Origin of the sequence: Salinibacterium sp. GXW1014, from assembly GCF_044769865.1 — a bacterium.
Taxonomy (GTDB): Bacteria; Actinomycetota; Actinomycetes; order Actinomycetales; family Microbacteriaceae; genus Homoserinimonas.
This window is the reverse complement of sequence record NZ_JBIZWA010000001.1, coordinates 732,435-755,819: the sequence shown is the minus strand read 5'-3', so window position 1 is coordinate 755,819 and position 23,385 is coordinate 732,435. Positions and strand designations below refer to the sequence as shown.

The window sequence follows — 23,385 nt, the reverse complement described above, 5'->3', positions numbered from 1 at the left end:
AGACGGTATGGAGGTGTGGCGGTGGGGAACACGATCGAAGCACGCGGCTTGAGGATGAGCTACGGCAACCGGGTGGTGCTCGATGGCGTTGACCTCGCTGTGGGGAAGGGTGAGCTCGTCGCCCTTCTCGGGCCCAACGGTGCGGGCAAGACGACCACGATCGAACTGCTGGAGGGATTTCGCTCGCCCGATGCGGGCGAGCTGAGCGTGCTCGGCGTCGACCCGTCGCGCGGCGACGAGCGGTGGCGGGCGCGCATCGGTGTCGTGCTCCAGTCGTGGCGTGACCACCCGCGGTGGACTGTGCGGCAGCTGCTCGGGCACATGGGGGACTTCTTCGCACCCTTCGGCACGGCGGCGATGCCGCGGCCGATCCCCACCGACGAGGTCATCGAGATGGTGGGCCTCGCCGAGAAGGCCGGGAGCCAGATCCGTTCACTCTCGGGCGGGCAGCGCCGACGACTGGATGTCGCGATCGGCATCGTCGGCCGACCGGAGGTGCTCTTCCTCGACGAGCCGACCGCTGGTTTCGACCCGCAGGCGCGGCGGGAGTTCCATGAGCTCATCCATCGCCTGGTCGACTTCGAGGAGACGACGATCCTCCTCACCACCCACGACCTCGCGGAGGCGGAGGTCTTGGCGGATCGGATCGCGATCCTCGACGGCGGCCGGATCGTGGCATCCGGCAGTTCGGACGAGCTCGCCCGCCAGGTGGCGGGGGCGAGCGAGGTGAGCTGGATGCAGCACGGCGTGCGGCACGTGCACAGCGCGAGCGACGCAACGGCCTTCGTGCGTGAGTTGCTCGCCCGCGACGGTGACAGTGTCACCGAGTTGCGGGTGCGCGAACAGACACTCGAAGACACCTACCTGGCCATGGTCGCCCGCCGGAACGAGGCGGCGGCCCAGGATGGCGTGGGTGCTGAGGAGAGGGAGGCGGCGCGATGAGCGCACAGTGGAACGCAATGCGACTCGGCGCGCGGCGGGGGTGGCTCGAGTGGATCATCTCGCTGCGCAACCCGGGGGATGTGAGCTACACGATCATGGGGGTCGTCATTGCGGGCGTCGTGGTCTACGTCTACCGCGACGCCACCCTCATCGAAGGCTCGACGACGCCGATGGCGGTGTATGTCGTCGCGAGCGTCCTGGCGGTGCAGTTGACCTTCGCGACGACCTACAACGTGGCGGTGCTGCTCAGCACCGAACGTGAGGACGGGACCCTCCTGCGCATGAAGTCGCTCCCGGCCGGCGTCAGGGCCTACACGACCGGAATCACGGCGCGGGCGGTCCTGGACTTTGTCGCCATCGCGGCGGTGACCCTTGCCGTGGTCGTCGTCATCCTCTGGCCACGGATGACCCTCTCCGCCCTCGACGTGCTCATCCTGGCGGGCGTGCTGATCTTGGGCATCGTCGCCCTGACATCCTTCGGCTTCGTGCTCGGCTCGATCTTTCGGAGCCCGCGCGCGGTCGGCGGCTGGGGCTTTCTCGTGATCGGCGCCCTCGCCTGGGTGTCGGGCCTCATCCAGCCCATGGTGAGCATGCCGGCGTGGGCGCAGGTCGTCGGCCAGGGTTCGCCGCTCTACTGGGTCGGCCTCGGCATCCGTGCCGCCCTGCTGCCCGATGAATTCGCCGTGCTCGAAGTCGGGGGAGAATGGCGGCTATGGCTGGTATTCCCTGTGCTTGCTGCGTGGACCGCGGCGGGGCTTCTGCTGGCGCCCATGCTCCTGTCGCGGATGGCGCGGCGTGAGTCGGCCGCCAGTGTCGCCCAGGGCAGGGAGCGTGCGCTCAGCCGTGTCTGAACCGCAGAGCGCGTATTCGAGTGGTTCCGGGGCATCCGGCCGGGCAGCTAAGCCCGAGCAGTCGGATGCCGTGCACAACCGCCTCGCGATGCTGCGCGCCGAGCGGCGCGTGTCACGGCGAGAACTCGCGGATGCCGTCGGGGTGCACTACCAGACGGTCGGCTACCTGGAACGGGGCGAGTACAATCCGAGCCTGCACCTCGCGCTGCGGATCGCGCGCTTCTTCGACGTGCCCGTCGAGGTGGTCTTCTCCCTGGAGCCGTTCCCTCGACTGGGCCCGGACGCATAGGAATCACCCGCCCGAAATGTGAAGCATCGCCAAGAGTTGCCGATCTTTCGCGGCACTTGTTGGGGAAACCCCTGAATCTGAGCGGGTAGAGTTCTCGGTGGCACATTCTCCGGGCCGCTGCGGCTCGCTCCAGAACATCGCCCCTCTCACACCATCTCAAGCACGAATACGCGCGGATTGGAATAGAACAGCGTGGATCTATACGAGTACCAGGCCAGGGACCTCTTTGAGTCCTACGGCGTCCCCGTACTTGCCGGCCTGATCGCCGACACCCCCGAAGAGGCCAAGGCCGCGGCCGAGAAGATCGGCGGCACGGTCGTCGTCAAGGCGCAGGTCAAGACCGGTGGCCGCGGAAAGGCTGGCGGCGTCAAGGTCGTCCACAACGCGGATGACGCCTACGCGGCAGCGGAGCAGATCCTGGGCCTCGACATCAAGGGCCACGTCGTCAAGCGCGTCATGATCGCGCAGGGCGCCCGCATCGACAAGGAGTTCTACTTCTCGGTGCTGCTCGACCGCGCCAACCGCTCCTACCTTTCGCTCTGCAGCGTCGAGGGTGGCATGGAGATCGAGGAGCTCGCGGTTGAGCGTCCCGAGGCGCTCGCGCGCATCGAGGTCAACCCGAACTCGGGCATCGACAAGGCGAAGGCCGTCGAGATCGCGAAGGCCGCGAACTTCCCCGAGGAGCTCGTCGAGAAGGTCGCGGATGTCTTCGTGAAGCTCTACGACGTCTACAAGGGTGAGGACGCGACGCTCGTCGAGGTCAACCCCCTCGTGCTCACCGAGGACGGCGAGATCATCGCCCTCGACGGCAAGGTCTCGCTCGACGAGAACGCCAGCTTCCGCCACGAGAACCACGAGGCGCTCGAAGACAAGGACGCCGCTGACCCCCTCGAGGCGAAGGCCAAGGCCAACGACCTCAACTACGTCAAGCTCGACGGCGAGGTCGGCATCATCGGCAACGGCGCGGGCCTCGTCATGTCGACGCTCGATGTCGTCGCCTACGCGGGTGAGCAGCACGGCGGCGTGAAGCCGGCCAACTTCCTCGACATCGGCGGTGGAGCATCCGCCACCGTCATGGCCAACGGCCTCGACGTGATCCTCGGCGACGAGCAGGTCAAGAGCGTCTTCGTCAACGTCTTCGGTGGCATCACCAGCTGTGACGCGGTCGCCAACGGCATCGTCAAGGCGCTCGAGATTCTCGGCGACTCGGCCGACAAGCCCCTCGTGGTGCGTCTCGACGGCAACAACGTCGAAGAGGGCCGCCGCATCCTCAACGAGGCCAACCACCCGCTGGTGACGCTGGCCGCATCCATGGACGAGGGCGCCGACAAGGCCGCCGAGCTCGCCGCAGCAGCGAAGTAAGGATCAGGGAATGTCTATCTTCCTCAACAAGGACTCCAAGGTCATCGTCCAGGGCATCACGGGCGGTGAGGGCACCAAGCACACCGCCCTCATGCTCAAGGCTGGCACGCAGGTCGTCGGCGGTGTCAACGCCCGCAAGGCCGGCACCACCGTGACGCACAACGACGCCAGCGGCAACGAGGTGCAGCTGCCCGTCTTCGCATCCGTCAAGGAGGCCATGGAGGCCACGGGCGCCGACGTCTCGATCGCCTTCGTGCCGCCCGCCTTCACCAAGGACGCCATGGTCGAGGCCATCGACGCCGAGATTCCGCTCCTCGTGGTCATCACGGAGGGGGTGCCGGTCGGCGACACCGCCGAGGCGTGGGCCTACGCGCAGGAGAAGGGCAACAAGACCCGCATCATCGGGCCGAACTGCCCCGGCATCATCACCCCCGACGAGGCGCTCGTCGGCATCACGCCGGCGAACATCACCGGCAAGGGACCGATCGGCCTCGTCTCCAAGTCGGGCACGCTCACCTACCAGATGATGTACGAGCTCCGTGACCTGGGCTTCTCGACCGCGATCGGCATCGGTGGCGACCCCGTCATCGGCACGACGCACATCGACGCGCTCGAGGCCTTCGAGGCTGACCCCGAGACCAAGGCGATCGTCATGATCGGCGAGATCGGTGGCGACGCTGAAGAGCGGGCGGCCGACTTCATCAAGGCCAACGTGACGAAGCCGGTCGTCGGCTACGTTGCGGGTTTCACGGCTCCCGAGGGCAAGACGATGGGCCACGCCGGCGCGATCGTCTCCGGCTCCGCGGGCACCGCGCAGGCCAAGAAGGAGGCCCTCGAGGCTGCAGGCGTCAAGGTCGGCAAGACCCCGTCCGAGGCGGCGCAGCTCATGCGCGAGATCCTCGAGTCCCTCTAAGGATTCACCATGCGAAGGGCCCGCTCCGGCGGGCCCTTCGTCGTTTAACCGGCCGTGAGACTGCGCAACTTGCATCGCGCGCGCCCGGATACTGCAACTTGCGGAGTCTCACGCGTCCTTCGCGGTGAACTGCCCGCGGTAGCCGAAGACCTCGCCCAGCACGGGGATGCTCACGGAGACGTCGATCGTGTGGTGCGCGGCATCGGCGTCCCATGCGTGGCGCAGGTGCACGCGCGGCGTCGGCACCGGGAGTGGGTACCGCCCGAGCATGAGCCGAGCTCGCGCGGATCGGACGATGAGCGCGCCGTCCGCGACATCCGGAACCATCTCGACCTGCAGGCGACCGCCCGCGAAGGAGTCGATCAGCCGACCCCGGGCGACCCTGGTGGTGTCGCTCAGGATGCGGTCGGTGCGGGAGAAGTGCAACACGCGGCGGGTCGCGATCGTGCTCGCGCCGACCGGCGTCATCTCAACCTCGAAGGGCACGCGGCGGCCGTGCTCGGCCATGAGGATGCCGAACCTCGCCGTCACGCGCAGAAGGGGCCGCATCCAGCGGCGGCGGGAGCCGGCCTCGTCGAAGATGCCCGCGGCGCGCACGGTGGTGGTGCTGCCGAACCAGCGCTGGAGTTCCGGATGCAGCATCCCGAAGCGTTCACCGAGGGCGCGGGCATACACGGAGGCGGTCATCCCCTCACCCTGTCGGAAATTCAGGAAGAACTGCTGAGAGCGAGAGAGCGTACGGCCCGGTGAACCCCGGCCCGGCCGAGATTCCTGAGTTTCTGACAGGTGGGGGAGCGCGGGCGGGGCGCGGCGGCAGTGGAGGGTGCCGCGGGTAGTGTCGGTGACGGTATGAATCGCTCGCTCACCGCCGTCTTCTCCGGGTTGGAGGCGCTGCTTGTCGTGGGCATTGGGATTGCGATTCCGCTGCTGCCGCTGACCTTCATGTGGGGGTTCCAGTACGAGCTGCAGGTGGAGTGGCCGGTCTTCTGGCGCGCCGCCGTGGACACGTGGCTGCTGGGCCATGGCGCCTCCATGCGGGCGACGGTCGACCCGGACTTCGCGGCGACGCTCGGCCTGCCGGCCCTCAGTGAGCCGTTCATCCTGTCGCTCGCGCCGCTCGGTTTCGCCCTGCTGACCCTGCTGCTGGGGCAGCGCGCTGGCCGGCGGATCGCCGAGACGCCGCACCACCTGCTCGGCTTGGGCGTCGCGGCGGCGACCTTCGCGGTGCTCGCCTTCGCCGCCGTCATGACGTCGCTCCATGAGCTGGCCCGCCCCTCGATCGTGCAGGGCACGATCTTCACGACGCTCGTCTTCGTCGCGGGGCTCGCGATCGGTGCGGGCCTGGCGCGCTACCGCCTGTCGGATTCCCGCCCCAAGGATCTCGTCGACCGTGCGGTGACGTGGCTCACCGACTGGCCGGCGGGCGTGCAGACGGTCGTCTGGGGCGGGCTGCGTGCGGGTGTGGCATCCGTTGCCGCGGTCATGCTGGTCGCGTCCGTGGTCGTGGCGGTGCTCGTGGCCGTGAACTACGGCGGGATCATCGCCCTCTATGAGGCCTCGCAGGGCGGGCCCCTGGGCGTGACAGTGTTGACGGTGGCGCAACTCGCATTCGTGCCGAACCTGGTCATCTGGGCGGCATCCTGGCTTCTGGGCCCCGGCTTCGCGATCGGCGCCGGTTCTGCCGTCTCGCCGCTCGGCACGACGCTCGGCCCCATCCCGCCGATCCCGGTGCTCGGCGCGGTGCCGACAGGCGACCTCGCCTGGGGCTTCCTGGGCATCCTCGTCCCCGTCATCGCCGGGTTCCTGGTGGGTGCCTTCGTGCGCATGAGGAGCGAGCGGATGCTCGAACTCCCGTCAACCGTCGCGCTCGGCTCGCTCGCGGGCGTCGTGGCGGGCGCCGTGTTCGCCCTCCTGGCGTGGTGGTCGGGCGGCAGCGGGGGGCCGGGTCGCCTCGAACTCATCGGCCCGAACCCGCTTCTCGTCGGGCTGTGCGCGGCCCTCGAGGTCGGCGTCGCGTGCATCCTCGGCCTGCTGGTGGCGGGCAGGCGGCTTGCCCGTTCGGAGTAGGCTTGGCGGGTGCTGAAACTCGTCGTGCTCATCTCCGGCGGCGGTTCGAATCTCCGCTCCCTCCTGGAGGCCTCGGAGGATGCCGAGTTCCCGGCCCGCGTGGTCGCGATCGGTGCCGACCGTGACGCGGATGGACTCGCGCACGCGGAGGAGTTCGGCATCCCGTCGTTCGCGGTCTCCTTCGCGAACTACCCCGACCGTGACTCCTGGGGTGCCGCCCTGTTGGAGCAGATCCAGCGCTGGGAGCCCGACCTCGTCATCCTGAGCGGTCTCATGCGCCTGCTGCCCGCGAACGTCGTCGAGGCCCTCTCGCCCAACCTGATCAACACGCATCCGGCATACCTGCCCGAGTTCCCTGGCGCGCACGGCGTGCGTGACGCGATCGCGGCGGGCGTGACCCAGACGGGCGCGAGCGTCATCGTCGTCGACAACGGGGTCGACAGTGGCCCGATCATCTCGCAGCGCCGCGTGCCCGTGCTGCCCCACGACACCGAATCGACCCTCCACGACCGCATCAAGCTGGTCGAGCGTGAACTGCTCGTGCAGGCCGTGCTCGACATCGCCAACGGAACCATCGACCTGAAGGAACTCGCCTCATGAGCGGCCCCAGCCACGACGCATCCCTCTACCGCCACCGCGACGCGATCCCCCTGAAGCGCGCGCTCATCTCGGTGAGTGACAAGACCGGCCTGCTCGAGCTCGCCGAGGCGCTCGTCGGCGCTGGCGTCGAGATCGTGTCGACGGGTTCGACCGCGAAGATGATCGCGGATGCCGGTCACCCCGTCACCGAGGTCGCGACCGTCACGGGCTTCCCCGAGGCGCTCGATGGCCGCGTCAAGACACTGCACCCCTTCGTGCACGCCGCGATCCTCGCCGACCTGCGCCTCGAGTCGCACGAGCGCCAGCTGGCCGAGATGGGCGTCGAACCGTTCCAGCTCGTCGTCGTGAACCTCTACCCCTTCGTCGAGACCGTCGCGTCGGGCGCCGAGGGTGACGCGGTCGTCGAGCAGATCGACATCGGCGGCCCGGCGATGGTGCGCGCGGCCGCGAAGAACCACGCGAACGTCGCGATCGCGGTCTCGCCCGAGAGCTACGCCCAGATCATCAAGGCGGCGACCCTGGGCGGCACGACCCTCGCGCAGCGCCAGCGGCTCGCGGGCGAGGCCTTCGCCCACACCGCGGCCTACGACACGGCGGTCGCCGAGTGGATGGCCGGCAACGTGGGCGTGCGCGCCGAGCACGAAGCGAAGAAGCAGGATGCCGCGGCATCGGTCACCCTCAGCGCGACCCTCAAGCAGCAGCTCCGTTACGGCGAGAACTCGCACCAGCCGGCGGCCCTCTACGTCGAGAAGCAGGGCCACGGCATTGCGCAGGCCACGCAGCTGCACGGCAAGGAGATGTCGTACAACAACTACGTCGACGCGGATGCCGCGCTGCGGGCCGCCTTCGATTTCGATGAGCCGGCCGTGGCGATCATCAAGCACGCCAACCCGTGCGGCATCGCGGTGGCGCGCGGCGAGGGCGACCCCATCGCGTCGGCGCACGCTCGGGCGCACGACTGCGACCCCGTCTCGGCATTCGGCGGTGTCATCGCCGCCAACCGCACGATCACCAAGGCGGCCGCGATCTCGATCAAGGACATCTTCACCGAGGTCATCGTCGCTCCCGGCTTCGAGCCTGAGGCGCTGACCATCCTGACGGCGAAGAAGAACCTGCGCCTCATCGAGCTTCCGGCGGACTTCGCGCGTGCCGAGCGCGAGGTCCGGCAGATCTCCGGTGGGCTCCTCGTGCAGTCCCCCGACACCTACGACGACTTCAGCACCGACAACTGGCAGCTCGTGACGGGCGAGGCAGCGGATGACGCGACCCTCGCCGACCTCGCCTTCGCCTGGCGTGCCGTGCGGTCCGTGAAGTCGAATGCGATCCTGTTGGCGAAGGACGGGGCATCCGTCGGCGTCGGCATGGGGCAGGTCAACCGCGTCGACTCGTGCCACCTCGCGGTGAACAGGGCGGGCGACCGCGCAGCGGGCAGTGTCGCGGCATCCGACGCCTTCTTCCCCTTCGCCGACGGCCTCGAGGTGCTGACCAAGGGCGGCGTGCGAGCCATCGTGCAGCCCGGCGGCTCGGTGCGCGACGAGGAGGTCATCGCGGCGGCGCAGCGTGCCGGCGTGACGATGTACTTCACGGGCGAGCGCCACTTCTTCCACTGACCCGCGCCGCGTTTGCAGCGTCGTGACCTTGTGCGACTTTGCGGGCGATGTGCGTGCTCTATCACGCACATCGCCCGCAAACCGGCACAACGATGACGGGCGTGGCTGACTGACGCGGGAACCGTCGGCGCGAACGGTTGCGCCACCCGAACCGCACTCTGTACGCTGAATGCCCGTTTGTGCGCCGATCCGCACGGCGATCCTAGAAACGAGTCCCCGTGTTTCCCCCGGACATCGCGGCGCCCACAAAGCGCCCGTCTACTGCTCGCGCCATCCTGCGCATCCTGCCCTGGGTGCGCCCTGCCCTTCCGCGCATCGCGATGGGCGCGGTCGCGGCGCTTGTGGGTGCGGTCGTCTCGCTGCTGATCCCGCAGGTGTTGCGGTCTCTGGTGGATGGCCCGCTCAGCGAGGGTGACCTGAATGGCCTGTGGTGGGCGGTCGCCGCGGTGCTCGCGCTGGGGGCGCTCGAGGCGGGAATGATCTGGCTGCGCCGCTGGTTCGTGCTCGTGCCCGGCACCCATGTCGAGGCACGGATGCGCGACGACTTCTATGCGCGCCTGCAAGACCTGCCCGTGGCCTTCCACGACCGCTGGCCGAGCGGGCAGCTGCTCTCGCGCATGTCGACCGACCTGGGGCTCATCCGCCGCTGGCTATCCTTCGGCATCGTGCTGCTGGTCGTCAACATCGTGACGGTCGTGATCGGCTTCGTGCTGCTGCTCAACCTCAGCTGGCAGCTCGGGGTGCTCTTCGTCATCTGCTCGATCCCACTCTGGATCTACACCTTCGCCTTCGAGAACAGGTACTCGCGGGTGGCGCGCCTCAGCCAGGACCAGGCGGGCGACCTCGCGACGACCGTCGAGGAGTCGGTGCACGGCATCCGCGTGTTGAAGGCCTTCGGCCGCGGCCGGCACGCTCTCGAGAACTTCACGAAGCAGGCGGAGGAGCTGCGCGGCACCGAGATCGAGAAGGCCCGCGCGATCGCCGGCATCTGGCTCTGGCTGCTGCTGGTTCCGGATGTCACGTTCGCCCTGTCGCTCCTCGCCGGCGTCTTCCTCACGGTGAACGGCGACCTCTCGGTCGGCGGACTCGTCGCGTTCTTCGCGACCGCGGCGGTGCTGCGCTGGCCGGTCGAGTCCATCGGCTTCCTGCTCTCGATGACCTTCGACACCCGCACGGCGGTCGACCGCTACTTCGAGGTGATGGACGAGGTGAACCCCATCGTCGACCCCGAGCATCCGTCGTCCGTGGCTCGCGGCGAGGGCAGGCTCGTGTTCGAGGATGCGCACTTCCGCTACCAGGATGCCCACCCCGATTCGCGCGACATCGTCGACGGGGTGAGCCTCGAGCTGCAGCCGGGGGAGACCATGGCGCTCGTCGGGTTGACGGGCTGCGGCAAGTCGACGCTGACGGCGCTGACGACCCGGCTCTACGACGTCACGGGCGGGCGCATCATGCTCGACGGGGTCGACATCCGCGACCTGAGCCGCGAGCAGCTGCGCGAGCGCATCGCGATGGGCTTCGAGGAGGCGATTCTCTTCTCGGCGAGCGTGCGCGAAAACGTTCTGCTGGGAAACCCGGATGCCTCGGAGGAGGAGCTGCGCGAGGCCCTCGACATCGCGCAGGCAGACTTCGTCTCCGCGCTGCCCGAGGGGCTCGACACCACGATCGGCGAGGAAGGCATGAGCCTCTCCGGCGGACAGCGGCAGCGCCTCGCGCTCGCCCGTGCCGTCGCGGCGAGGCCCGACGTGCTCGTGCTCGACGACCCGCTCTCGGCCCTCGATGTCGACACGGAGGCGGCCGTCGAGGCGGGCCTGCGCCGAGTCCTCGCGGCGACGACGGCGCTCATCGTGGCGCACCGTCCGTCGACCGTGCAACTGGCCGACCGGGTCGCGCTCATGCGTGATGGCCGCATCGACGATGTCGGCACCCACTCCGAGCTGTTGGCCCGCAACGAGCACTACCGCTTCGTGATCTCGTCCCTGGAGGTGGAGCAGTGAGCACGCTCGGCGTCGAGGAAGAACGCGATGACTTCTCGCGCGAGGAGAACAAGCTGCTGCAGGGTCGCTCCGTGCGCCTCCTGGGCTCGCTCGTGCGCCCGCTGTCGAAGACGCTCACGCTGACGGCTGCCGTCATCCTCGTGAGCACGATCGCGCAGGTGGCGGGCCCCGGCCTCATCGCGATCGGCATCGACCGGGGGCTTCCCGCGGCGCTCGAGGGCGACTGGATGCCGCTCGGCGTCACGGTCGGCATCTACGTCGTCACGGGCATCCTGGGTGCCGTGTTGGTCGCCTGGTACACGATCCTCACGGCGCGACTCGCGCAGTCGATGCTGCTCGACCTGCGCAAGCGAGTGTTCCTGCACACGCAGCGGCTGAGCCTCGAGTTCCACGAGAACTACACCTCTGGCCGCATCATCTCGCGCCAGACGAGCGACCTCGAGTCGATCAAGGAGCTGCTCGGCAATGGGCTCAACCAGCTCGTGCAGGGCGGCCTCTACATGGTCTTCATCGCGATCGCGCTGCTCATCGTCGATTGGGTGAGCGGGCTCATCCTGTTGCTGTCGCTTGTGCCGCTCGCGGTACTGACCCGGTGGTTCCAGGTGAATTCGCGACGGATGTTCCGGCGCACGCGCGTCTCCTCGGCCCGCATGATCGTGAAGTTCGTCGAGACCATGACGGGCATCCGCGCGGTGCAGGCCTTCCGCCGGGAGCGCCGCAACGAGCGCGAGTTCGGCGAGCTCGTCGAGGACAATCGGGATGCCAATGCCCGCGTCATCCAGCTGTTCGGCACCTACGAGCCCGTGCTCATCCTGATCGGCAACGTGACGCTCGGGGTCGTGCTGCTCGTGGGCGGCTTCCGGGTGGCCGACGGCTCGCTGCCGATCGGTGTGCTCCTCGCGGCGTTGCTCTACACCCGCAACTTCTTCGCGCCCGCGGAGGAGATGGCGATGTTCTACAACTCCTACCAGTCGGCGGCGGCCGCGCTCGAGAAGATCTCGGGCGTGCTCGAGGAATTGCCGAGCGTGCCCGACCCGGCCTCACCGAAGGACCTGCGCGAGGCGAAGGGCACCGTGCGCTTTGAGGGGGTGACCTTCGCCTACACGCCCGAGCGCGTCGTCCTGCCGGAGTTCACCCTCGACATCCCGGCTGGGCAGACGATCGCCCTCGTCGGCACGACGGGTGCGGGCAAGTCGACGCTCGCCAAGCTCATCTCGCGGTTCTATGACCCGAGCGAGGGCGCCGTGACCCTCGACGGCATCGACCTGCGAGAGCTCCACCCCAACGACCTGCGTCGTGCGATCGTCATGGTCACGCAGGAGGCCTACCTCTTCAGCGGCACGGTCGCCGACAACATCGCGCTGGGGCGCCCGGGGGCGACGCTCGCCGAGATCCAGGATGCCGCGAGGGCAGTGGGTGCGCACGAGTTCATCTGTGCGCTTCCCGACGGCTACGGCACCGACGTCAACAAGCGTGGCGGCCGGGTCTCGGCGGGGCAGCGGCAGTTGCTGTCGTTCGCCCGGGCGTTCCTCGCCGACCCCGCCGTGCTCATCCTCGATGAGGCGACGGCGTCGCTCGACATCCCGAGCGAACGCCTTGTGCAGCGCGGCCTGCAGACGCTCCTCGCCGACCGCACGGCCGTCATCATCGCCCACCGGCTCTCGACCGTCGAGATCGCGGACCGGGTGCTCGTCATGGAGCACGGCCGCATCGTCGAGGACGGCGTGCCGGTCGAGCTCATCGCGGGCGATGGCCGCTTCTCCCGCATGCACGCGGCGTGGCGGGAGTCGCTCGTCTGACCCGGAAGCTGCGGGGTCCTGCAGCGTCGCGGCGGGGAATAGGCTCTCGAGTATGGCGTACCCCTCCCCGCACCTGTCCATCTCTCGGCGCATCCTCGGCGCGTTGGCGACGGGGGCGTCGATCGCGCTGCTCGCCCACGTCACGACCGTCTTCGCGTTCTTCGTCTCGGCGGGTGCGAACCCGGAGACCTTCGCGAGCCTCGCCCGCTTCTTCCAGAACGGCACCGCGCTCACGTTCGTGCTCCTGAGCCTCGCGGCCGCGCTCGAGGCGTTCCGCCGCTGGTACATCGCACTTCCCGTCGGGCTGGCCGTCGCCGTCGTCTCCTCCTACCTCGGCACGCTGCTCGCGGTCCTGGGCGAGGGCGCGGCGCTCGATGCCAATACGACCGACTACCTCGCGGCCTCGCTGATCGGGCCGAACCTCGTCTTCATCGTGGCCTGCGGCATCTTCGCGGCGACCGTCGGGGTGGCCGTCTGGCGGGCGATCGCCGGCGCGCCCGGCGAGGACTCCGAGCGCCGCATCGCGCTCGTGCGCCTCCCGGCCAGCACGCTCGCCGACGGCGAGGTGACGCACATCGAGCGCAGTGCGGTCGACCCCGAGCGGGCCGACCGCCAGTGGGAGTCCTACGTCGCGGTGCTCGCCGAGCACGGCTGGGATGTCATGGAGGTGCCCGTCGCGGAGGGCCTCGCCGACTCGGTCTTCGTTGAAGACACCGTCATGACCTTCGACGACACGGCGGTCATCGGCATCGCCGGCACGGAGTCGCGGAGGGGCGAGACGGAGGCGGTCGAAGCGATGGTGCGGGGCCTGCGCCTCCACGTCGAGCACATCGAGGCGCCGGGCACCCTCGAGGGCGGCGACGTGCTCACGGTGGGGCGCACGGTCTACGTGGGCAGCAGCGGGCGAACGAATGCCGAGGGCATCCGCCAACTCCGTCGCATCGTGCAGCCGCTCGGCTTCGAGGTCGTCGCGGTGCCCGTGACGAAGGTCCTCCACCTCAAGACGGCCGTCTCGGCGCTGCCGGATGGCACGGTCATCGGATACGCACCGAACGTCGATGAGCCCTCGCTCTTCCACCGCTTCCTGTCGGTGCCGGAGGTGGAAGGCTCCGCGGTCGTCCCCCTCGACGACGCGACCGTCCTCGTCTCGAGTGCCGCTCCCGGCACGGCGGCGCTCATCGAGAGCCTCGGCTACACGGTCGTAACGGCCGAGATCTCGGAGTTCGAGAAGCTCGAGGGCGGCGTGACCTGCCTGTCCGCACGCATCCGCTGAGGGCGGATGCCTCGTGGCTAGTCCAGCATCAGGGCGTCGAAGTCCGGCACCTGCTTGAGCACGAGGTACTTCACGGCGTCGTTGGCGAGCCGGGTGGCCGCGGGCACGTCGAACTCGGTCGTGTATCGCGGCAGCACGGCGCCCGACCGTTCGTTCCACTGCGTCTCGGCGTAGCTCGTCATGATCGCGCGCACCTCGGAGGGGTTCTCCGCCGCGTAGTCGATCGACTTGGTGAGCGCGGCCCTGAAGCGCTCGAGCAGGTCTGAGTGGTCGCTGGCGAAGGATGCCGAGGTGAAGTAGGCGTTGACGTCGAGTGCCGGGTCGAATTCCGAGTAGACGTAGCTGAGCACGCGCTTGTCGCCGTTGAGCGCCCGCGTCAGGTATGGCTCGACGAGGAAGGCCGCGTCGATCGTGCCGTCGTCGAGCGCCGACGAGGCAGCCTGGAACGCCACCTCCTTCCACTGCACCGTGTAGGAGAAGCCTGCCGTCGCGTCCATGATCGAGCGCAGGACCGTGTTGTTGGTGTCGCCCGTGCTGTTGCTCCCGACGAAGGCGCCTTCCAGGTCACTCAACTGCTGGGCTGGCGAGTCATCCTTGACCACGAGGGCCCCGAAGTCGGAGGTCGTGTCGCCGGATGCCGAACCCGCCGGTGCGAGCAGGCGCAGCTCCGCACCGTCCTCGTTCGCGGCCATGAGCGTCAGCATGTCGCTGACGGCGATGTCGTAGGTGCCGTCGACGACGGGGTCGATCATCATGGCGGTGCCCGATGCGAGCGAGGCGATGCGCAGGTGGATGCCCTCGTCGGCGAAGAATCCCTTCTCCTGTCCGAGGAAGAGCGGCGCGCTCTCGACGCTCGGGAGCGCCCCGACCGTGAGCTCGACCGAGCCGTTGCTCGCGGTCGCTCCCGGCGTGCAACCGGCGAGGGCGACGACCGCCGAGGCGGCGAGGAGGGTGAGCGAGTGGCGCAGGACAGGCTTCGTCATTGAGAGCTCCCATTGTGCGTTGAGTGCAACCCGGCAAGCTTGACATACCCTCACACCTATGGGGATGACCTTAATGGGGGTCAGAGGGTGTGGCGGGCCGTGCCCATATCGATCCGGAACGTGCCGTCGGCACGCCACCGCAGGGGCGTTCCCTCCTCGCGGTAGTGCTCGAGGGCGCGCTCCTCCTTACCCGACGGGGCGAGGCCGCCGGCGCGGATGACCCGCCACCAGGGCAGGTCGCTGCCGCTTCGCGCCAGGATGTTACCCACGACGCGCGCTCCCCGCGAGGCAAGAACGGATGCCACGTCGCCGTAGGTCATGACGCGTCCCGGCGGGATTGCCGCGACGATATCGAGCACGTGTGAGGCGAACTCGTCGTCCGGGTGCGGAGCCGAGGCGGGCATCAGCTCTCGATGGCGCCGATCTTCTCGCCGTACTGGGTCTCGCCGATCACCTTGAAACCGACATGCACGAAGAAGTCCTCCGGGCCGTCGTCGCCCGACTCCCAGATCACGGTGATGCGGTCGAAGCCACGCCGCCGCGCCTCATCCGTGGCCCGCTCGACGATGAAACGCCCGACGCCGCCACCCTGGGCCTCCGCGGCCACGTTCATTCGCCAGATGCAGCTGCGGAACTCCTCCTCCGTCGCATCCTGGTCGAAGTTCGCGAGCACGAAGCCCACGACCTCGTCTTCGGCGTCGCGCACCACGCGTGACCAGGTCGTGCTGGGGTTGAGGAAGGGGTCGGCCATTGCGTAGGTGACCGGCGCAATGAACTGCTCCTGGCCCGGCTTCAGGCTCAGTCCGTTCGCCGCGGCGGCGTTGGCAGCGGATAGCTCTTCAAGTCTGAGTTCACCCATGCAGTTCAGGCTAACCCGCCCCGTGCGGAACGGACAGCGGTATGTTCGCCCTCGTCGGCATTCGTGAGAATGTGTCCTGCACGTCCCCACATCCGAAACCTGGAGGTTCAATGAAGATCACCGGAGCAGTCCTGGAGGAGATCGGCAGGGCCCGCCCCTATGCGGACTCGCGGCCCATCGCCGTGCAGGAGCTGGAACTCGACGCACCCGGCGCGGGCGAGATCCTCGTGCGCATCGAGGCTGCAGGGCTGTGCCATTCCGATCTCTCGGTTGTCGACGGCAACCGCGTGCGGCCCGTCCCCATGCTCCTCGGGCACGAGGCGGCCGGCCGCGTTGAACAGCTCGGCGAAGGCGTGAACGATGTGCGGCTCGGGCAGCGGGTCGTCATGACCTTCCTGCCCCGCTGCGGCGAGTGCGCGGGATGCCGCACCGATGGTCGCCTGCCCTGCGAGGTCGGCACGAAGGCTAACAATGCGGGCGAACTGGTGGGGGGCGAGCGCCGCCTGCACCGCGACGGTCACGACGTGCACCACCACCTGGGGGTCTCGGGCTTCGCGACGCATGCGGTCGTCAACCGCAACTCCGTCGTGCCCGTCGACGACGATGTGCCGGCGGATGTCGCGGCCGTGCTCGGATGCGCCGTGCTGACCGGCGGGGGCGCCGTCATCAACGCGGGTCATCCGGCCGAGGGTGACACGATCATCGTCGTCGGGCTCGGGGGAGTCGGGATGGCTGCCGTGCTAACGGCAGTCTCTCTCGGCCACGAGGTCATCGGCGTCGACGCCGTGCAGGAGAAGCTTGATCGCGCGCTCGAGCTTGGTGCTTCGGCTGTGTATTCGCCGTCCGAGCTCGCGGAGTCGGGCGTCCGCGCGCCCGTCGTGATCGAGGCGGCGGGCAATGCTCGTGCCTTCGAGGCTGCGATCGCCGCGACTGCCCCCGGCGGCACGACCGTGACCGTGGGGCTTCCGGCGCCGAGCGCCACCGCATCCGTCTCCCCGCTCGGACTCGTGGCCGAGGCGCGCACGATCGTCGGGAGCTACCTCGGGTCCGCGGTGCCCGAGCGCGACATTCCGCGCTATGCCCAGCTGTGGCGCGAGGGCAAGTTGCCGGTCGAGAAGCTCATCTCCTCCCACATCAGCCTCGACGAGGTGAACGCGGGGATGGATGCGCTCGCCGACGGCAGCGCCATCCGCCAGGTCATCGTCTTCGCCGAGTAGATGGCAAGAAAGACGGTGTCGCGCGGTTGCAATACATACCGGCCGGTCGGTATTGTCATCACGTGAGCGAAGATGCGACGGGGACAATGACGACCGACAGCAGGGAACTTCCTGGGCTTGACCTTGATGCCCTCGAACGGTGGCTCACGACGCACGCGCCGGAGATCCTCGCGGGTGGCACGCTCAGCGCCAGCATCATCGCCGGTGGCCGCAGCAACCTCACCTATGCGATCGACGGGGCAGCCGAGCCGCTCGTGCTCCGCCGCCCGCCCCTCGGCCACGTGCAGAAGACGGCGCACGACATGGCGCGCGAGTTTCGCGTGATCTCCGCGCTCGCGGGGTCAGCCGTGCCCGTGCCGCGCACGCTCCTCTTCATCGACGACCCCGCCGCGGGGGTCGAGATGCCCTGCTACCTCATGGAGCGCGTCGAGGGCCGGGCGCTCAAGTCGCGTGCCGACAATGCCGACTTCTCGAGCGAGCAGCTCGTGCGCCTCAGCCACGAGCTGGCGACCGTGCTCGCGAACCTGCACACGATCGACCCGGCCGAGGTGGGCCTTGCCGACTTCGGCAAGGCAGAGGGCTTCCTCGCGCGCCAGGTCGACCGCTGGGGCCGCCAGTACGAGGGTTCGCGCAATCGCGACCTGCCCGAGCTCGACGCGCTTCAGCGCGAGCTTGCCGAGCGAGTTCCCGAGGCTCGCTACTCGTCGATCGTGCACGGTGACTTCCGTCTCGACAACGCGCTGGTCGCTGTCGATGAGTCGGGCGAGCCGCACATCCAGGCAGTGCTCGACTGGGAGATGGCGACACTGGGCGACTCGCTCACCGACCTCGGGCTCTTCGGCCTCTACTGGAACATCAACTCCTTCGAGGGCATGCCCCAGGATTCCGTGGCCACCTCGGTCGCACCGGGTGAGGGGTACCCCTCGTTCGAGGAGCTCGTGGAGGTCTACTCAAAGGCCGCCGGCATCGAGGTGCCCGACATGTCGTGGTACCTGGCGTTCGCCGCGTTCAAGCTCGCGGTCATTGTCGAAGGAATCCACTACCGATACCAGGCAGGCCAGACCGTGGGAGAGGGCTTCGAGCGTATGGGCTCGATCGTGACGCCTCTCGCGCGTGCTGGCCGCCGCTACCTCACAGGAGAGGCGTGACGATGCATTTCGAATACGACGAGACGACCAAGGACTACATCGCCAGGGTCGAGAAGTTCATGGCCGAGGCGGTCTACCCGGCGGAGTCCGTGCTCGAGGAGCAGCTCGCCGCGAACCCCGACCGCTGGTCGGCCGCTCCCGTCGTCGCCGAGCTTCGCGCTGAGGCGCGCAGCCGCGACCTGTGGAACATGTTCCTCCCCGCCTCCGCCGGCAGCAGCGATGGCGGTGCCGGCCTCACGAACCTCCAGTACGCGCCGATCTGCGAGATCCTGGGCCGCAGCCCCAAGCTCGGCCCGGCCGCCACCAACTGTGCCGCCCCCGACACGGGCAACATGGAGATCCTGCGCGAGTTCGGCACCCCCGAGCAGAAGGAGCAGTGGCTGAAGCCGCTCCTCAACGCAGAGATCCGTTCCGCGTTCTGCATGACGGAGCCGGATGTCGCGTCCTCCGACGCCACCAACATCGCCACAAGCATCCGCCGCGAGGGCGACGAGTACGTCATCAACGGCCTCAAGTGGTGGTCGACGGGCGCCATGAACCCGGATGCCGCGATCTTCATCGTCATGGGCAAGACCGACCCCGAGGCTGAGCGCCACCGCCAGCAGAGCATGGTGCTCGTGCCCCGCGACACCCCCGGCGTCACGATCGTGCGCCCGCTCACCTACTTCGGCTTCGACGACCGCGACCACGGCGGTCACGCCGAGGTGCTCTTCGAGAACGTGCGCGTGCCCGTGACGAACATCCTCAAGGGTGAGGGCGAGGGCTTCGCAATCGCGCAGGCCCGCCTCGGCCCCGGCCGCATCCACCACTGCATGCGGGCGATCGGCCTCGCCGAGCGCGCCCTCGACCTCGCACGGGAGCGCGCCAACAGCCGCACGGCCTTCCACCGCACGCTCGCCGAGCAGGGCGTCATCCGCGAATGGATGGCCGAGGCCCGCATCGCGATCGAGGCCAACCGCCTCCTCGTGCTCAAGACCGCCTGGCTCATGGACACGGTCGGCAACCGCGCGGCCCACGCCGAGATCCAGTCCATCAAGGTCTCGGTGCCCCGGATGCTCGAGACCATCGTCGACCGCACCATCCAGATCTTCGGTGCCGCCGGTGGTTCGCAGGACTTCCCGCTCGCCGAGATGTACGCCACCGCCCGCGCGCTCCGCATCGCCGACGGCCCCGACGAGGTGCACCTGAGTGCGCTCGGCAAGGCCGAACTGCGACGCACCCACTGACACCCACAGCACCCGAACGAAGGAGATCATCCGAATGACTGAAACGCGTACCGCGATCGTGACCGGCTCCGGCCGGGGCATCGGGGCAGCCGTCGCGCTGCGCCTTGCCAAGGACGGCCACAAGGTGGCGGTCATCGACCTGCGTGAAGAAGACACCACCGCCACCATCGAGGCCATCAACGCGGCCGGCGGCCAGGCCATCGGCATCGGTGCCGACGTCTCCAACTCCGACGACGTCGCGGCGGCCGTCGCGCGCGTCACCGAGGAGCTCGGCGCTCCGACGATCCTCGTCAACAACGCCGGCATCCTCCGCGACAACCTGCTCTTCAAGATGAGCGATGGCGACTGGGATGCCGTCATGAACGTGCACCTTCGCGGTTCCTTCCTCATGTCCCGCGCCGTGCAGGCGCACCAGGTGGAGCAGAAGTGGGGCCGCATCGTCAACCTGTCGAGCACCTCGGCGCTCGGCAACCGCGGCCAGGCCAACTACGCCGCTGCGAAGGCGGGACTCCAGGGCTTCACCAAGACGCTCGCGATCGAGCTCGGCCGCTACAACGTGACCGCCAACGCGATCGCCCCCGGATTCATCGAGACCGACATGACCCGCGCCACGGCCGAGCGTGTCGGCGTGCCCTTCGAGGACTTCATTGCGCACGCCGTCTCGGAGATCCCGGTCGGCCGCAGCGGCAAGCCCGAGGACATCGCGGCGGCCGCGTCATTCTTTGCAAGTGAGGAGGCGTCGTTCGTCTCCGGCCAGGTGCTGTACGTCGCCGGTGGACCGAAGGGCTGAGTCATGACTGAATACGCAGACATCGCCGCGGTCGAGGCCGCGGTCGGCAAGGACGAGTTCGTGAGCGACTGGTTCGAGATCACGCAGGAGCGGGTCAACACCTTCGCCGACGCGACCGAGGACCACCAGTGGATCCACGTCGACCCGGAGCGTGCCAAGTCTGGCCCGTTCGGCGCCCCCATCGCCCACGGCTTCCTGACCCTCTCGTTGCTGCCCTACCTCGCCGACGGCGCGGTGAGCATCAAGAACACCCTCATGGGTGTCAACTACGGCATGAACAAGGTGCGCTTCATCAACCCGGTGGCGGTGGGCAGTCGCATCCGCACCCGCTCCGTCATCGCGGGGGTTGAGCGCGTTCCCCAGGGCGCCCGCATCACCTCGTCGGTCACGGTCGAGATCGAGGGCGTTGAGAAGCCTGCGGCGATCGCGGAGACCATCGCGCTCCACGTCCTTGCTCCGAGCAACTGACCCGACACCCGCAGTCCACATCCCGATCACAGGAGGTCAACGATGACCAGCAACAGCACGACAGGGGGCACCGAAACGTCGGCCCTCACCTCCCCGGGGTTCGGCACGCTTTCCGTTGCCGCGATCCTTTCCGACACCGCTCACCGATTCCCCGAGCGCACGGCGCTCATCATCGGTGATCACAAGATCAAGTACGGCGACCTCTGGCAGCAGACGCTCGCCTACGCGGGTGCCCTGCGTGCCCGTGGGGTGAAGCGCGGCGACCGTGTCGCCATGCTGGTGCCCAACGTGCCCGACTTCGCCCGCGTGTACTACGCGGTGCTGTCGCTCGGCGCCGTCGTCGTGCCGATCCACCTGCTGCTCAAGGCGGAGGAGATCGAGTACGTGCTGCGCGACAGCGGCTCGACCCTCCTCGTCGCGGCGGCGCCCATGCTCGCCGAGGGTGGCAAGGCTGCCGCGATGGCCGGTGTGCCGACCGTCAGCGTGCTCCTGCCCGACGAGATGGTCGAGCAGGTGCCCGTGCCCCGGCTCGAGGACGAGGCGAAGGTGGCCACGCCGCTTCAGCGCTACGAGTCCACGAGCCCGCTCGACCCAGCCACGATCCTCTACACGAGTGGAACCACGGGTCGACCGAAGGGCGCCGTCGGCTGCCACATGTCGCTCGTCGAGCAGGTCCACGTGACCCTCATCGACGTGTTCGACGTGCGACAGGACAATGTGCTCTTCGGCGGTCTGCCGCTGTTCCACACCTACGGGCAGACCGCGGTGCTGAACACGGCGTTCCGGCGCGGGGCATCCATCATCCTGCTCCCGAAGTTCGATCCGGATGAGGCGCTCGCCCTCATGGTCAAGCACGGCGCCACCTCCTTCGTGGCCGTGCCGACCATGTTCATCGGGCTGCTCGAGGCGGCATCCCGCAACCCCGAGCGCCCGCCGCTGGAGTACGGCATCTCGGGTGGCGCGTCGCTGCCCGTCGCCATCCTCGAGAAGTTCACGGAGGTCTTCGGCGCCCGGGTGCACGAGGGCTACGGTCTGACGGAGACCTCGCCAGTCGTGTCGACCAACCACCAGCGCGACGAGCCCATCGCGGGCACGGTCGGCCGCGCCATCTGGGGCGTCGACGTCGAGATCGCCGATGCAGACATCGACGACCGCATCGAGTTCCTGGCGCCCGGCGAGCTCGGCGAGATCGTCGTGCGCGGTCACGCCCTCTTCAAGGGCTATCTCGGTCGCCCCGAAGCGGACGCCGAGGCCGTGATCGACGGATGGTTCCGCACGGGAGACCTCGGCACCAAGGGTGAAGACGACCGCATCACGATCGTGGACCGCAAGAAGGACATGATCGTGCGCAACGGCTACAACGTCTACCCCACCGAGGTCGAGCAGGTGCTCTCCCGGCTCGAGGGCGTTGCCCAGGTCGCGGTCTTCGGTGTCAAGGACGAGCGGCACGGCCAGGAGGTCGCGGCAGCGATCATCCGCACGCCCGGCTCCACGCTGACGGCAGAGGATGTGACGGCCTTCTCGACCGAGCACATGGCGGCCTACAAGTTCCCACGCAAGATCTACTTCGTCGACGAGCTCCCCCTGGGGCCGAGCGGCAAGGTGCTCAAGCGCGAACTGGCGGCGCACTACTCGCAGCAGGCGGGTGCCCCGGCAGCGGTCTAGGCAACAGACAGGAGAGGGCCCCGACGGTGATGCCGTCGGGGCCCTCTCCTGTTGCCTCTCTCAGGTCAGCGCAGGTCCTGCGTCCGGATCTCGCCCGTCTCGGGGTGCAGCGCATCCGTGCCCTCCATTGCCCGGCGACGCACGAGCCTGGACTCGACGAGAAGCAGGACGGCGACGATCGCGATGCCAATCACGAACGCCACGAGGGCCGTGGGCACATCCCCGGGCGGCAGCACCTCGCCGTCCTCGGTCTGCCACGGCCAGAGGGCGCGAAGGGAGCCGACCATGAGCCCCGTCATGATGGCCAACGTGATGCGTCGCCTGTGGTCGAGCAGCCACTGCAGGCCGCTCACGAAGAGCGAGAGGCCGACGATGGCACCGAGCACGAAGGTGCCCAGGTAGGCGAAGTCGCGGTCATTGACGGCGTCGAGGGTCGGCGCGTACATGCCAACCACGAGCAGCAGGAACGAGCCCGAGACGCCCGGCAGCACGAGGGCGCACACCGCGACCGCGGCGGCGAGGGCCACAAGGAGGAGGGGCGGGTTCGCGGGCGCAGCGGCCGGGATGGAGGAGAAGGCGAACGCGATGCCCGCCGCGATTGCAGCCCCGAGCCATTCGACGGCCCGCCACCGGCCCCCGACCATGCGGATGGGGACGATGAGGGAGGTCGCGATGAGCCCTGCGAAGAGTGCACGGGCGAGCTCGGGGTGCTCCTCGATGAGCGGCGCGAGCAGCTTGGCACCCAGGAAGACGGCGGCGAACATCCCGACTGCGACCGGAAGCACGACGCCCCACTGCACCTGGGCGAGGTGCTCGCGGCTTCGTGACTGTCCGCGGCGGCGCACGCCGTCGACGGCCGCGGCGACGACGCCGCGCACAAGGTGGCCGGCGGAATCGATGATCGCGCGGTAGACACCGATGATGAGCGCGATCGTGCCACCGCTGACACCCGGGATGATCTCCGCGACGCCGATGAGGGCCCCCCGCACCACGTTGAAGAGGGCGGCGAGGGGGCGCGCGAGAGGAGTCGAGGGCATCCCCACAGTCTAGAAGGGCACCCGGGGGGAGACCTGGCCCGTGCCCGGCTAGTCCTCGCTCAGCTTGGGGTCGTTGTCGGTGCCATGCTCGCCGTCGGTTGGGCCCTGATCCGCGAGCGGCGGGTTCTGCTCACTGCCGGCCTGCGGCTGGTCGGCCAGCTGGTCGATCGGTGCCTCGCTGTGCGCCATGTCGCGCGGTGCGAAGTTCGGCGAGTCCGCGTCGCTTCCGCCGCGCTTGCCGCTCGTGATGTCGTCTTCGTTGTCCCTGTCAGCCATGACGCCACGGTAG

The 23,385-nt window shown here is 68.7% G+C and carries 23 protein-coding genes; 17 read left to right on the top strand and 6 right to left on the bottom strand.

The window, feature by feature from the left end; genetic code table 11:
* Window positions 1–54 precede the first annotated feature (54 nt).
* The 5 genes from ACIQK7_RS03725 to sucD all read left to right on the top strand — a co-directional run bounded on the left by ACIQK7_RS03725 (window position 55) and on the right by sucD (window position 4,357).
* Window positions 55–942, top strand: coding sequence for an ABC transporter ATP-binding protein (locus ACIQK7_RS03725; protein ID WP_403021417.1), 888 nt, complete (start codon window positions 55–57; stop codon window positions 940–942).
* Entirely contained in the window at window positions 939–1,793 is an 855-nt protein-coding gene (locus tag ACIQK7_RS03720; protein ID WP_403021415.1) for an ABC transporter permease, read from the top strand. Before ACIQK7_RS03725 ends, ACIQK7_RS03720 begins: the two co-directional genes overlap by 4 nt.
* Window positions 1,786–2,082: a helix-turn-helix transcriptional regulator gene (locus tag ACIQK7_RS03715; RefSeq protein ID WP_325209587.1), complete on the top strand. Its 297-nt coding sequence runs from the start codon at window positions 1,786–1,788 to the stop codon at window positions 2,080–2,082. The genes ACIQK7_RS03720 and ACIQK7_RS03715 overlap by 8 nt, the downstream gene beginning before the upstream one ends.
* Window positions 2,083–2,274: 192 nt before the next feature.
* On the top strand, window positions 2,275–3,444 hold the full coding sequence (sucC, locus tag ACIQK7_RS03710) for an ADP-forming succinate--CoA ligase subunit beta (protein ID WP_403021413.1): 1,170 nt from the start codon (window positions 2,275–2,277) through the stop codon (window positions 3,442–3,444).
* A 10-nt stretch (window positions 3,445–3,454) separates the two neighbouring features.
* Complete coding sequence (gene sucD, locus ACIQK7_RS03705) at window positions 3,455–4,357, top strand: succinate--CoA ligase subunit alpha (RefSeq protein ID WP_403021410.1); 903 nt, start codon at window positions 3,455–3,457, stop codon at window positions 4,355–4,357.
* A gap of 108 nt (window positions 4,358–4,465) precedes the next feature.
* Here the strand turns inward: sucD and ACIQK7_RS03700 are convergent, their stop codons facing one another.
* Window positions 4,466–5,044 (bottom strand): DUF4166 domain-containing protein, encoded by a 579-nt coding sequence (locus ACIQK7_RS03700; RefSeq protein ID WP_403021408.1) that lies wholly within the window; start codon window positions 5,042–5,044, stop codon window positions 4,466–4,468.
* Window positions 5,045–5,206: 162 nt separating this feature from the next.
* On the opposite strand from ACIQK7_RS03700, the gene ACIQK7_RS03695 reads away from it, so the two are divergent.
* From ACIQK7_RS03695 to ddaH, 6 genes are all read left to right on the top strand, one after another.
* Window positions 5,207–6,424 (top strand): DUF6350 family protein, encoded by a 1,218-nt coding sequence (locus ACIQK7_RS03695; RefSeq protein ID WP_403021406.1) that lies wholly within the window; start codon window positions 5,207–5,209, stop codon window positions 6,422–6,424.
* 9 nt (window positions 6,425–6,433) lie between these two features.
* The gene (purN, locus tag ACIQK7_RS03690; protein WP_325209581.1) at window positions 6,434–7,024 is read left to right on the top strand and encodes a phosphoribosylglycinamide formyltransferase; all 591 of its coding nucleotides are present in this window, start codon (window positions 6,434–6,436) and stop codon (window positions 7,022–7,024) included.
* Entirely contained in the window at window positions 7,021–8,634 is a 1,614-nt protein-coding gene (purH, locus tag ACIQK7_RS03685; protein ID WP_403021404.1) for a bifunctional phosphoribosylaminoimidazolecarboxamide formyltransferase/IMP cyclohydrolase, read from the top strand. The genes purN and purH overlap by 4 nt, the downstream gene beginning before the upstream one ends.
* A 320-nt stretch (window positions 8,635–8,954) precedes the next feature.
* Complete coding sequence (locus ACIQK7_RS03680; protein WP_403023960.1) at window positions 8,955–10,631, top strand: ABC transporter ATP-binding protein; 1,677 nt, start codon at window positions 8,955–8,957, stop codon at window positions 10,629–10,631.
* Window positions 10,628–12,430, top strand: a complete 1,803-nt coding sequence (locus ACIQK7_RS03675) for an ABC transporter ATP-binding protein (protein ID WP_403021401.1) — start codon at window positions 10,628–10,630, stop codon at window positions 12,428–12,430. Before ACIQK7_RS03680 ends, ACIQK7_RS03675 begins: the two co-directional genes overlap by 4 nt.
* Window positions 12,431–12,482: 52 nt before the next feature.
* Complete coding sequence (gene ddaH / locus ACIQK7_RS03670) at window positions 12,483–13,703, top strand: dimethylargininase (RefSeq protein WP_403021400.1); 1,221 nt, start codon at window positions 12,483–12,485, stop codon at window positions 13,701–13,703.
* A gap of 17 nt (window positions 13,704–13,720) precedes the next feature.
* Here ddaH and ACIQK7_RS03665 read toward each other — a convergent pair whose 3' ends face one another.
* The 3 genes from ACIQK7_RS03665 to ACIQK7_RS03655 form a co-directional block, all read right to left on the bottom strand.
* Window positions 13,721–14,686 (bottom strand): ABC transporter substrate-binding protein, encoded by a 966-nt coding sequence (locus tag ACIQK7_RS03665; protein WP_403021398.1) that lies wholly within the window; start codon window positions 14,684–14,686, stop codon window positions 13,721–13,723.
* Between the two features lie 80 nt (window positions 14,687–14,766).
* Complete coding sequence (locus ACIQK7_RS03660; protein WP_403021396.1) at window positions 14,767–15,090, bottom strand: MGMT family protein; 324 nt, start codon at window positions 15,088–15,090, stop codon at window positions 14,767–14,769.
* Window positions 15,090–15,545: a GNAT family N-acetyltransferase gene (locus ACIQK7_RS03655; RefSeq protein WP_403021394.1), complete on the bottom strand. Its 456-nt coding sequence runs from the start codon at window positions 15,543–15,545 to the stop codon at window positions 15,090–15,092. Before ACIQK7_RS03655 ends, ACIQK7_RS03660 begins: the two co-directional genes overlap by 1 nt.
* Window positions 15,546–15,655: 110 nt before the next feature.
* Here ACIQK7_RS03655 and ACIQK7_RS03650 point away from each other — a divergent pair, with 110 nt between their 5' ends.
* From ACIQK7_RS03650 to ACIQK7_RS03625, 6 genes are all read left to right on the top strand, one after another.
* Window positions 15,656–16,762, top strand: a complete 1,107-nt coding sequence (locus tag ACIQK7_RS03650; protein WP_403021392.1) for an alcohol dehydrogenase catalytic domain-containing protein — start codon at window positions 15,656–15,658, stop codon at window positions 16,760–16,762.
* Between the two features lie 62 nt (window positions 16,763–16,824).
* On the top strand, window positions 16,825–17,910 hold the full coding sequence (locus tag ACIQK7_RS03645) for a phosphotransferase family protein (protein ID WP_403021390.1): 1,086 nt from the start codon (window positions 16,825–16,827) through the stop codon (window positions 17,908–17,910).
* Between the two features lie 2 nt (window positions 17,911–17,912).
* A complete protein-coding gene (locus tag ACIQK7_RS03640) occupies window positions 17,913–19,136 on the top strand; it encodes an acyl-CoA dehydrogenase family protein (RefSeq protein ID WP_403023957.1) in 1,224 nt (407 codons plus the stop codon).
* A 34-nt stretch (window positions 19,137–19,170) separates the two neighbouring features.
* Window positions 19,171–19,926, top strand: coding sequence for a 3-oxoacyl-ACP reductase FabG (fabG, locus tag ACIQK7_RS03635; RefSeq protein WP_403021387.1), 756 nt, complete (start codon window positions 19,171–19,173; stop codon window positions 19,924–19,926).
* 3 nt (window positions 19,927–19,929) lie between these two features.
* Entirely contained in the window at window positions 19,930–20,394 is a 465-nt protein-coding gene (locus ACIQK7_RS03630; protein WP_403021384.1) for a MaoC family dehydratase, read from the top strand.
* A gap of 42 nt (window positions 20,395–20,436) precedes the next feature.
* On the top strand, window positions 20,437–22,059 hold the full coding sequence (locus ACIQK7_RS03625) for a long-chain fatty acid--CoA ligase (RefSeq protein WP_403021381.1): 1,623 nt from the start codon (window positions 20,437–20,439) through the stop codon (window positions 22,057–22,059).
* Between the two features lie 65 nt (window positions 22,060–22,124).
* On the opposite strand, the gene ACIQK7_RS03620 is transcribed toward ACIQK7_RS03625, so the two are convergent.
* Window positions 22,125–23,096 carry a DUF368 domain-containing protein gene (locus ACIQK7_RS03620; RefSeq protein WP_403021379.1) on the bottom strand — a complete coding sequence of 324 codons (972 nt, stop codon included), beginning with the start codon at window positions 23,094–23,096 and terminating at the stop codon, window positions 22,125–22,127.
* Window positions 23,097–23,144: 48 nt separating this feature from the next.
* Window positions 23,145–23,372, bottom strand: a complete 228-nt coding sequence (locus tag ACIQK7_RS03615) for a hypothetical protein (protein WP_403021377.1) — start codon at window positions 23,370–23,372, stop codon at window positions 23,145–23,147.
* Between the last annotated feature and the right edge of the window lie 13 nt (window positions 23,373–23,385).

What these genes read in the sequence shown, in the direction of transcription:
- ACIQK7_RS03620 (WP_403021379.1), bottom strand. Translation starts at nt 23,096, where the DNA reads ATGCCCTCGACTCCTCTCGCGCGCCCCCTCGCCGCCCTCTTCAACGTG.
- ACIQK7_RS03725 (WP_403021417.1), top strand. Translation starts at nt 55, where the DNA reads ATGAGCTACGGCAACCGGGTGGTGCTCGATGGCGTTGACCTCGCTGTG.
- ACIQK7_RS03650 (WP_403021392.1), top strand. Translation starts at nt 15,656, where the DNA reads ATGAAGATCACCGGAGCAGTCCTGGAGGAGATCGGCAGGGCCCGCCCC.
- ddaH (WP_403021400.1), top strand. Translation starts at nt 12,483, where the DNA reads ATGGCGTACCCCTCCCCGCACCTGTCCATCTCTCGGCGCATCCTCGGC.
- ACIQK7_RS03630 (WP_403021384.1), top strand. Translation starts at nt 19,930, where the DNA reads ATGACTGAATACGCAGACATCGCCGCGGTCGAGGCCGCGGTCGGCAAG.
- ACIQK7_RS03615 (WP_403021377.1), bottom strand. Translation starts at nt 23,372, where the DNA reads ATGGCTGACAGGGACAACGAAGACGACATCACGAGCGGCAAGCGCGGC.
- fabG (WP_403021387.1), top strand. Translation starts at nt 19,171, where the DNA reads ATGACTGAAACGCGTACCGCGATCGTGACCGGCTCCGGCCGGGGCATC.
- ACIQK7_RS03625 (WP_403021381.1), top strand. Translation starts at nt 20,437, where the DNA reads ATGACCAGCAACAGCACGACAGGGGGCACCGAAACGTCGGCCCTCACC.
- ACIQK7_RS03700 (WP_403021408.1), bottom strand. Translation starts at nt 5,044, where the DNA reads ATGACCGCCTCCGTGTATGCCCGCGCCCTCGGTGAACGCTTCGGGATG.
- sucD (WP_403021410.1), top strand. Translation starts at nt 3,455, where the DNA reads ATGTCTATCTTCCTCAACAAGGACTCCAAGGTCATCGTCCAGGGCATC.
- ACIQK7_RS03695 (WP_403021406.1), top strand. Translation starts at nt 5,207, where the DNA reads ATGAATCGCTCGCTCACCGCCGTCTTCTCCGGGTTGGAGGCGCTGCTT.
- ACIQK7_RS03640 (WP_403023957.1), top strand. Translation starts at nt 17,913, where the DNA reads ATGCATTTCGAATACGACGAGACGACCAAGGACTACATCGCCAGGGTC.
- purH (WP_403021404.1), top strand. Translation starts at nt 7,021, where the DNA reads ATGAGCGGCCCCAGCCACGACGCATCCCTCTACCGCCACCGCGACGCG.
- ACIQK7_RS03680 (WP_403023960.1), top strand. Translation starts at nt 8,955, where the DNA reads ATGGGCGCGGTCGCGGCGCTTGTGGGTGCGGTCGTCTCGCTGCTGATC.
- ACIQK7_RS03660 (WP_403021396.1), bottom strand. Translation starts at nt 15,090, where the DNA reads ATGCCCGCCTCGGCTCCGCACCCGGACGACGAGTTCGCCTCACACGTG.
- ACIQK7_RS03665 (WP_403021398.1), bottom strand. Translation starts at nt 14,686, where the DNA reads ATGACGAAGCCTGTCCTGCGCCACTCGCTCACCCTCCTCGCCGCCTCG.
- ACIQK7_RS03655 (WP_403021394.1), bottom strand. Translation starts at nt 15,545, where the DNA reads ATGGGTGAACTCAGACTTGAAGAGCTATCCGCTGCCAACGCCGCCGCG.
- ACIQK7_RS03720 (WP_403021415.1), top strand. Translation starts at nt 939, where the DNA reads ATGAGCGCACAGTGGAACGCAATGCGACTCGGCGCGCGGCGGGGGTGG.